Source organism: Hymenobacter agri, assembly GCF_054778495.1.
The window spans coordinates 1-7,598 of record NZ_BAAGZM010000169.1 but is presented as its reverse complement, the minus strand read 5'-3'; the positions used below and the strand labels follow the sequence as shown (position 1 = coordinate 7,598).

The 7,598-nt window shown below is 62.0% G+C and carries 6 protein-coding genes; 1 reads left to right on the top strand and 5 read right to left on the bottom strand.

Annotated features, from left to right (window positions below; all coding sequences use genetic code 11):
- Nucleotides 1–192: 192 nt before the first annotated feature.
- Entirely contained in the window at nt 193–1,848 is a 1,656-nt protein-coding gene (locus ACYVDE_RS10415; protein WP_460501449.1) for an ABC transporter substrate-binding protein, read from the bottom strand.
- Between the two features lie 164 nt (nt 1,849–2,012).
- Nucleotides 2,013–2,276 (bottom strand): hypothetical protein, encoded by a 264-nt coding sequence (locus ACYVDE_RS10410; protein WP_460501448.1) that lies wholly within the window; start codon nt 2,274–2,276, stop codon nt 2,013–2,015.
- 422 nt (nt 2,277–2,698) lie between these two features.
- Here ACYVDE_RS10410 and ACYVDE_RS10405 point away from each other — a divergent pair, with 422 nt between their 5' ends.
- The gene (locus ACYVDE_RS10405) at nt 2,699–4,165 is read left to right on the top strand and encodes a hypothetical protein (RefSeq protein ID WP_460501447.1); all 1,467 of its coding nucleotides are present in this window, start codon (nt 2,699–2,701) and stop codon (nt 4,163–4,165) included.
- Between the two features lie 125 nt (nt 4,166–4,290).
- On the opposite strand, the gene ACYVDE_RS10400 is transcribed toward ACYVDE_RS10405, so the two are convergent.
- The 3 genes from ACYVDE_RS10400 to ACYVDE_RS10390 all read right to left on the bottom strand — a co-directional run.
- Nucleotides 4,291–4,917, bottom strand: a complete 627-nt coding sequence (locus ACYVDE_RS10400) for a PKD domain-containing protein (protein ID WP_460501446.1) — start codon at nt 4,915–4,917, stop codon at nt 4,291–4,293.
- 29 nt (nt 4,918–4,946) lie between these two features.
- Nucleotides 4,947–5,672: a LytR/AlgR family response regulator transcription factor gene (locus ACYVDE_RS10395; protein ID WP_460501445.1), complete on the bottom strand. Its 726-nt coding sequence runs from the start codon at nt 5,670–5,672 to the stop codon at nt 4,947–4,949.
- A gap of 56 nt (nt 5,673–5,728) precedes the next feature.
- Nucleotides 5,729–7,598: ATP-binding protein (locus ACYVDE_RS10390; RefSeq protein WP_460501444.1), on the bottom strand; the 1,870-nt coding region annotated here is incomplete at its 5' end.

Below are 7,598 nucleotides of genomic sequence, written 5' to 3'. Positions count from 1 at the left end.
CCGTGCCGCTGCCCAGGCGGCGTGCTCAGCGACGCGCGATACTGCGGGGGCCACAAGCTCGGACGAAGGCGCAGCGGCCAGCCGCACGGCTTGTTCGCTGCCCGACCGACTTAGCAGAAACACCGCCGAAGCCAGTAGCCACATACCCAGCAGGGTTTGGCCAACATGACGGAGCAGCAGTCGGGCCATGCGCTAGCGGGCCGCGACCACAGCTGGTCGCACGATAGTGGGCGCCACAAAGCCGGGCTTGAGGCTGCTCACGTGCAGGCCTTGGCAGTCGCTGCGGGCTGCCACCCGGTTGACCAGAAAAAAGAAGGGTACCAAGGGCGCTTGTTGCTGTAGCAGCGCTTGCAGCTGCCGGAGCTGCTGCACTCGCTGGGGCGAGTCGTGGGCTATGGCTATCGCATCCATAAGCCGGTCGCAGGCTGGGTTGCCGAAGCGGGTGCTGTTCGTTTCGCTCGAAATACCTGAGTGAAGCAAGGGCGCAAAGTTGACGGCGAAAGGGCTGCCGTGCAGTGTTCGCATATATATATCAAAATCGCCTTCGGCTAAGGCGTTGTCGAAAAGAGCCGATTCGGTTGGCTGCAACGTGACCGCAATGCCCAGGGCGGTGGCGGCGGCTCGAAATTGCAGCGCCGCAGTTGTGAACAGCTCGTTGCCGCTGCGGTAGCGCAGGGCAAGCTGCAATGTTTGCTCACGCTGGCGGTCGGTTCTGCGCCAGCCCGGACGGGTAGGGGTTGGCGGCTGCCAGCCGGCTTGCAGCAGCAACGTGCGCGCGCCCTGCGGGTCGTAAGGCACGGGCCGCAGGCTGTCGTTATAATTGGCCCGGTCAAACGGCGGTATCAGGCCCGCGGTGCGTCGGCCGTTGCCGTGCTGGGTGCCACGCAGCAAGCCCGCGGTGTCGAAGAGGCGGCTTAGTGCCTGGCGGGTAAGGGCATCGGCCAGGGCCGGTCGCTGCGTATTGAAGCCGGCCAGGGCAATGTCGTACGAATCAGAAACGTACAGGCGTACGTCGGCGGTGGGGCTGGTGCGGAAACGCTCAAAATCGGGGGCCGGCATTTGCGGAAATACATCGAGGGTGCCGCGGCGCAGGGCCAGCGCCGCCGCCGCGGCATTAGGCAGTATGACGTAATCGAGCCGTGGAGCCTTGGCCTGTAGCGCCAGCGGAAGGCCGCTTACGGCGTTGGCCCACCACCGGGGCTTGCGCTGAAACGATAGGTAGCGGTTTTTCTCCCAACGCGCCAGGCGGTAGGGCCCGCAGCCTGCCAGCCGTTCAGGATGGTTGGCCAAATCAGTTTGTTCGTAGTGCCGGGCTACCGCTGCCAGCGCCGAGTCGGGTGGGCGCGTGGCGGGCCAACGGCGCAACCTGGGCAGTGAATAATTGCGCAGGCGATGCTGCGGGTCGAGCCCCGCCTCCGGCAGCACAGAAAAATCGCCCGACAGAAGTAGCAGTTCTGGCGACTGCCCTTGGCACACCAGCGTGAACTGTCGGGGATTGGCCGGATTAGGCTCAATTTGCTGAATCTGACTGACGCTATTGCGCGCGCTTTCGTTGGCAACCCCGGGGCAAGTCATTAGCTTCAGCGTGCAAGCCACATCGGTGGCTAGCACCGGTCGGCCATCATCCCAGGTAGCGGTGGGCCGAATGGTGTACCGAAAGGCCGTCAGCGAGTCGCCGCGCCGTTCCTCCGTTGGTAGTTGCTCGGCAAGTGCAGGCATAATTGCCAAGGGCTGGCCGTTGACCTGCAAAAGGCTCATGTGTAGCAGATTGCTGGCATCCAGGGCCGCTTGGCTTTGTATTGCCAGCGGCGCCAGCGTTTCCGGGTCGTGGGCCCAGCGGATGCGCACCGCTGCCGTTGGGGCACGTTTATCAACACAGCTGCCGGTGAGTAATGCCAGGCTCAGCAAAACCAGTCTAGAGGGAGAAATAACTGTATTCACGCGCTAAAAGGCTACTGCCCTCGTCCGGAGAGCCGGCAGCAAGATAGGCAGTAAGCGCGTGTACAGGCACGCTAGGCAATATCGCCGCCCCAGCCGCTGCTGCCGCCGTCCACGGCAATATCGCCGCCCCAGCCGCTGCTGCCGCCGTCCACGGCAATGTCGCCACCCCAACCGCTGCTGCCGCCGTCCATGGCAATGTCGCCACCCCAACCGCTGCTGCCGCCGTCTACTTGGATGTGTGAAGTCGCGGATGCGCAGGAAACAGGCTGGGAAGCTGGAGCAGTAGAGAGGAAGCTGGCAGCTTGCAGGAGGGCGATAACGAATGCGTTCAACATGGCTATGGGTGGTTGCGACTTTGTGTCAGATGATTGATTGACACAAAGTTGACCGCTCAAGCCGGCGTTAAAAAGGACACTTCAGCCCTAAATCAGACAGTGTTTTATTAAATATTATTTTGGATTAAACCAAAATAATATTTTCAATTATTTCATAATATGAAGCCAGTGCAATTTTAAAAATGAGAGAATCCAAAAAATATCCTCATTTTGCGACATTAACGCACCCTCGAAGGCATAAAAAACCAATATGCAAAGCACGCCCTAATACCTGCATGAAAAAAGGACAATCAGGCCAATTTTATGACATGGTATTTAACCAGTAGCTTTACATCGAAAGGCGTTATTTGCAGCAAAAAGGTGGTTTTATGGCGAATGACTTCTCAAATTTGGTGCGAATTGTGACATCAAGGGGGTTGCCGGTGTTACCGCTTCTGGAAGTTGGTAAGGGCGAGAGCAGCAAAGAGCAGCGGTTCATTGCAATGCTGAAGCAGGCCCCGGAATCCACACAGCTGCAGTTGGCCAAGGCGATATACGGCCGGGCCACGACGGACAATCTGCGGGCATTGCAAAAGCTGCAATCGAGGGTGCGGGCTAAGCTGCTGAACCAGCTGTACTTTCTCGACCACACCGACCCGCGCCACTTGGTGTCGCGGCGCTACGAGCTGGAATGCCTCGACCTGCTGCACAAGGCCAGCGTTTTGTACGCCGAGCGTGACATCCGGCTGGCCGAGCGCCTGCTGGTGCGCTGCCTGCACGAAGCCGAAGCCGGGGAGTTTACGCAATATGCGGTGCAAGCGACACGGATGCTGCGCAACCTGTATATGGAGCAGCGCAAGCCGGCGCCGTTCAAAAAAATCAGCCGGACGCTGCAACAGGCGCAGCAGCGGCTAGCCTGGGAAGACGAGGCTGAGCAATTGCTTGCCGAAATACAGCTGGCCGGTAACAGCACGGTGGCTGCCCGGCGGCACCTGCTCGCTACCCTGCCTGAGCAGCTGACCCAGCTCGAAGCGTTGCATCGGAAGGCGCACAGTTTTGCCAGCTACAATGCCCTGTACCGCGCCCGGATTATTCAGGAGGAGATGCTGGGTGATTACGCGGGCCTGGTTCGAATTACGGCGGCCGCCAGCCGCCACTGGCAGGCGGGCAAGCTGAATGCCCGTCGCTTCGACCTGCGCTTCAACCATTTCATGACTATTTATGCCTACCTGCGCAGCCGCCAGCCAGTGCAGGGCCTTAAACTGGCCGAGGAGTATGTGCGGGACTTTCATCCGTCGTCGGGCAACTGGTTCTATTTTCAGGAGCACCACCTGCTGCTGGCGCTGCACGCGGGGCGCTACGAGCTGGCTCAACAGCTGCTGGATGCGGTAACGAAAAACACGGCATTTGCAGGGCAGCGCGAGGCTGCCCTGCAGCGCTGGGACCTGTACCGCTCCTACCTCTATTTTGTGCTGCCCGCCGCGCGGGTACTCACGACCCGGCAACGGCAGGTGGCGCAGCAAATGCTGCTGCTGCCCGAATACAGCCGCGATAAGCGCGGGCACAACGTGGCCATTCTGGTGCTGCAGCTGCTGCACTATCTGCGCGCCCGCAATCTGGAACAGGTACTAATGCGCCTCGAGCGCCTGCGCAAATACCAACAGCGCCACCTCACGGAGCCGACCACATTGCGCAGCCGCTTGTTTCTGCGACTCCTGCAAATCATTGTGGAGAAAAACTTCGACCCAACGAAGGCCGCCGAGCGCGGGCAGGGGCTACTACAGCAGCTTCGCGACGCGCCCCCGCCCGGCGAAGCGTTTGCCGAGGTAGAGATTATTCCCTACGAAAACCTGTGGAAGATTGTGCTGGACCTGCTATGCGAAGGCCCGCCGGTGGCCGCGGAACAATAAATAAGCCCTGTGCCACCGCAGCATCATGGCGTTGTGGTGGCACAGGGCTTTGTACTGCAGCTGTTTAGGAAATCTGACCGGAACAACGACTTGCTAAACAGCTGCAGTGTAATATAATAGCGTGCCTAGGGCTCGACTACAATCTGGCGCGACACGCAGTGGCTGGCCACGCAGGCTTCGGAGCCGTAGCCGCGCATGCTGAAGCGCACGGCGTAGATGCCGGGCCGGCGAAAAACGTGCTGGGCGGTGCGGCCCTGCACCACGGTGCCGTCGCGGAAATCCCAGATGTACTGTAGGTTGCGGCACTGCAGCAGTTGGGCTTCGGGCGAGGCGAACGACACGGGCTGGCCCACGCGCACGGTGGTGGTGCTGGCCGTGAAGTCGACGATGTCCTGCTGCTCGAGGTTGACGGGAATGTACTTCTGGCCGCGGCGCACTTCGCCGGTTTTGTCGACGATGACGTCGAGCTCGACGATGTAGTTTTTGCGCTCCTTATAGCAGTAGCTCACGGTGGGGCCGGTGAGGGTGGTGCCATCGCCCATGTGCCACTGGTAGGTGAAGGGGCCGGCGGCCTCATCAATGGACGGGCGGCCGTCGAGGTCGACGCAGAGCATGCGCGGCAGGGGCGGGCCGCAGCCCACGCTGGTAGTGTCGCCGGCCTGCTGGGCGCGGGCGCTGAGGCTGGTAAGCAGCAGGATGGCGGCCGCCAGGGGCCCCCGGGATACCAGCTGCATGAAAGAGAAGCGCATCATAAGACTGTAAAAAGAGCCAACGGCTGCCACTAAAACTTGTTGAGACGCTGCATAACCTCGCGCAGGTACGTCTGGCCCACGGGGATGTGCTTACCGTCGACGATGACGGCGCTGTCTTCGAGGGCCTGAATGCGGTCGAAATTCACAATGAAGGAGCGGTGCACGCGCACGAAGCGGCCGGCCGGGAATTTCTCCTCGGCGCCCTTCATGGTGCTGTACACGATGAGCTTGCTCTGGCCGGTGACGATGTGCACGTAGTCGCCGAGAGCCTCGACGTAGCGCACTTCATCGAAGTTGATGCGCACCAGTTTGTTGTCGACTTTCACGAAAGTGTAGTCTGCATCGAGGGGGGCAGTTTCGATGGCGTCGCTGGCGGCGGTGGTGGCGCGCTCAGCCATTTCGAGGGCTTTTTGGGCGGCCTGCAGGAAGCGCGGGTAGCTCACGGGCTTTACTAGGTAGTCGACCACAGCCTGCTCGAAGGCCTGCACCGCGTAGTCTTTGCTGCTGGTGATGAGCACCACGGGCGGCGGATTTTGCAGCGTGCGCAGCAGGTCGATGCCCGAGAGCAGGGGCATTTCCACGTCGAGAAACAGCAGGTCGACGGGGTTGGTGCGCAGGTGCTCGGCGGCCTCGATGGGGTTGGTGAAGCTGCCGGCTGCCGTGAGGAACGGGGTGTTGGCGACGCAGTTGAGGACGATTTGAACGGAGAGCGGGTCGTCGTCGACCACTAAGCAACGCAACGTAGAAGCAGCCATAAGGGCAAGAAAGAGGGACGATTGAGCCGACGAATGTAGGGCCAACCCGCCGGTTTTCAAGCCTCGGCGCGCGCCTGCAGTTGCGGATACAGCTCGGCCAGCTGCTGGCGGATGGTGCCCAGCAGGGGCTCGCAGTAGGGCAGGGCGGGGTGGCGGGCGGCGCGCTCCAGCTCGTCGAGCTGGGTGTGCAGCACCGGCACGCCAAAATAGGCCACCTGGCCCTTGAGCTTGTGGGCGGTGCGGGCCAGCGTGTCGGGGTCGTGGGGGCAGGCGGCGGCGAGCAGGGCTTCGAGGGCGGGGGCTTCGGTGAGGAAGGTGTTGATAATCTGACGCATAAAGCCCTCGTTGCCGCCTGCCAGCTCCTCGAGCAGTTGCCAGTCGGGTTTGATTAAGGTAGTCTTTTGGGTATAAGGGTAGGAGGGTAGGGGGGCAGGAGTTGGCGCGTTAGCTACATCTTGCTCGGTGGGTTGCTCTTCAACCAGCTTCAACGCCTGCCCTCCTACCTTCCTACCCTCATACCCTACCGTAAAATGGGCCAAGCGGGCGTAGAGCACGGCGGGCTCGAAAGGCTTAGCGAGCGTGTCATTCATGCCGGCGGCCAAGGCCAGGGCGCGGTCTTCGGGCAGCACCGAGGCGGTGAGGCCGATGATGGGCAGCTGGGCCGCATCGGGATATTGCTGGCGGATGCGGCGGGCGGCCTCGTAGCCGTCGAGCTCGGGCATCTGTACATCCATCAGTACGGCGTGGTAGGGCTGGGCGGCTTCGGCCACGGCTTCCACGGCGAGGCGGCCGTTTTCGGCGATGACCACCTGCACGTTCCAGGCTTCGAGGGTTTTGCGGGCCACGAGCTGGTTGAGGGCGTTGTCTTCGGCCACGAGCACGCGCAGGGGCGGCTCGAAGGGCGTGAGTAGGCCGGCGTGGGCGTCGGGCTGGGCGGCCTGGGCGTCGGCTACTTCGTAGGGCAGCTCGAAGAAAAACACCGAGCCCACGCCTTCTTCGCTGGTCACGCCGAGCTGGCCGCCGTGCAGCTGCACGAGGTTGCGGGCAATACTCAGGCCCAGGCCGGTGCCGCCAAACTCGCGCGTGGTAGAGGTATTAGCCTGCGAGAAATCCTCAAAAATGGCTCCCAGCTTATCGGCCGGAATGCCAATGCCGGTATCGCGCACGGCGAAGCGGATGATTTGGTGGGTTGGCGACTTGGTGGGTTGGTGGATTGTTGGGTTGGCGGTTTGCGCGTCATCGGTTGACGCCGAAGCAGCGGGTGCCGCCGAAGCAGCAGCCGCTGCTTCGGCGTCCGGTTTCACCACTTCGGCCGATACCGTGACGCCGCCGACGCGGGTAAACTTGATGGCGTTGCCGACCAGGTTCACCAGAATCTGGTTCAGGCGCACGGAGTCGCCCACCACGGCGGCGGGCACGTCGGGGGCTACGTCCACTTGCAGGAACAGGCCCTTGCTCTCGGTGGCAAACTTAAACATGGCCGATAGCCGGCGCACGGCCTCGGGCAGGCGGAAGGGCACCTGCTCCAGCGTGAGCTTGCCGGCCTCCATCTTCGAGCTGTCGAGAATGTCGTTGATGATGACCAGCAGGTTTTGCGACGACGACTCGATGGCCGTGAGGTATTCGGCCTGCTCGCCGGTGGGCCGGGTAGCCTGCAACAGGTTGGTGAGGCCGATAACCGCATTCATCGGCGTGCGGATTTCGTGGCTCATGTTGGCCAGAAACTGCGCCTTGGCCCGGCGCGAAGCCTCGGCCGCATCGCGGGCTACCACGAGGTCGGCGTTGATATCTTCGATATGGGCCTTCTGCTGGCGCAGTTCGGCGGTGCGCTCCAGCACGGTGCGCTCCAGCACAAGCTGCGTACGGCGCAGTTGGCGCTCGCGGTAGCGCAGCAGGCCGTAGCCCAGGCCGCCCAGCGCCAGCACC

Bases quoted from the DNA above. Each gene is read 5' to 3' on its own strand.
- ACYVDE_RS10410 (WP_460501448.1), bottom strand. From the start codon at position 2,276: ATGTTGAACGCATTCGTTATCGCCCTCCTGCAAGCTGCCAGCTTCCTC.
- ACYVDE_RS10400 (WP_460501446.1), bottom strand. From the start codon at position 4,917: ATGATGCGCTTCTCTTTCATGCAGCTGGTATCCCGGGGGCCCCTGGCG.
- ACYVDE_RS10395 (WP_460501445.1), bottom strand. From the start codon at position 5,672: ATGGCTGCTTCTACGTTGCGTTGCTTAGTGGTCGACGACGACCCGCTC.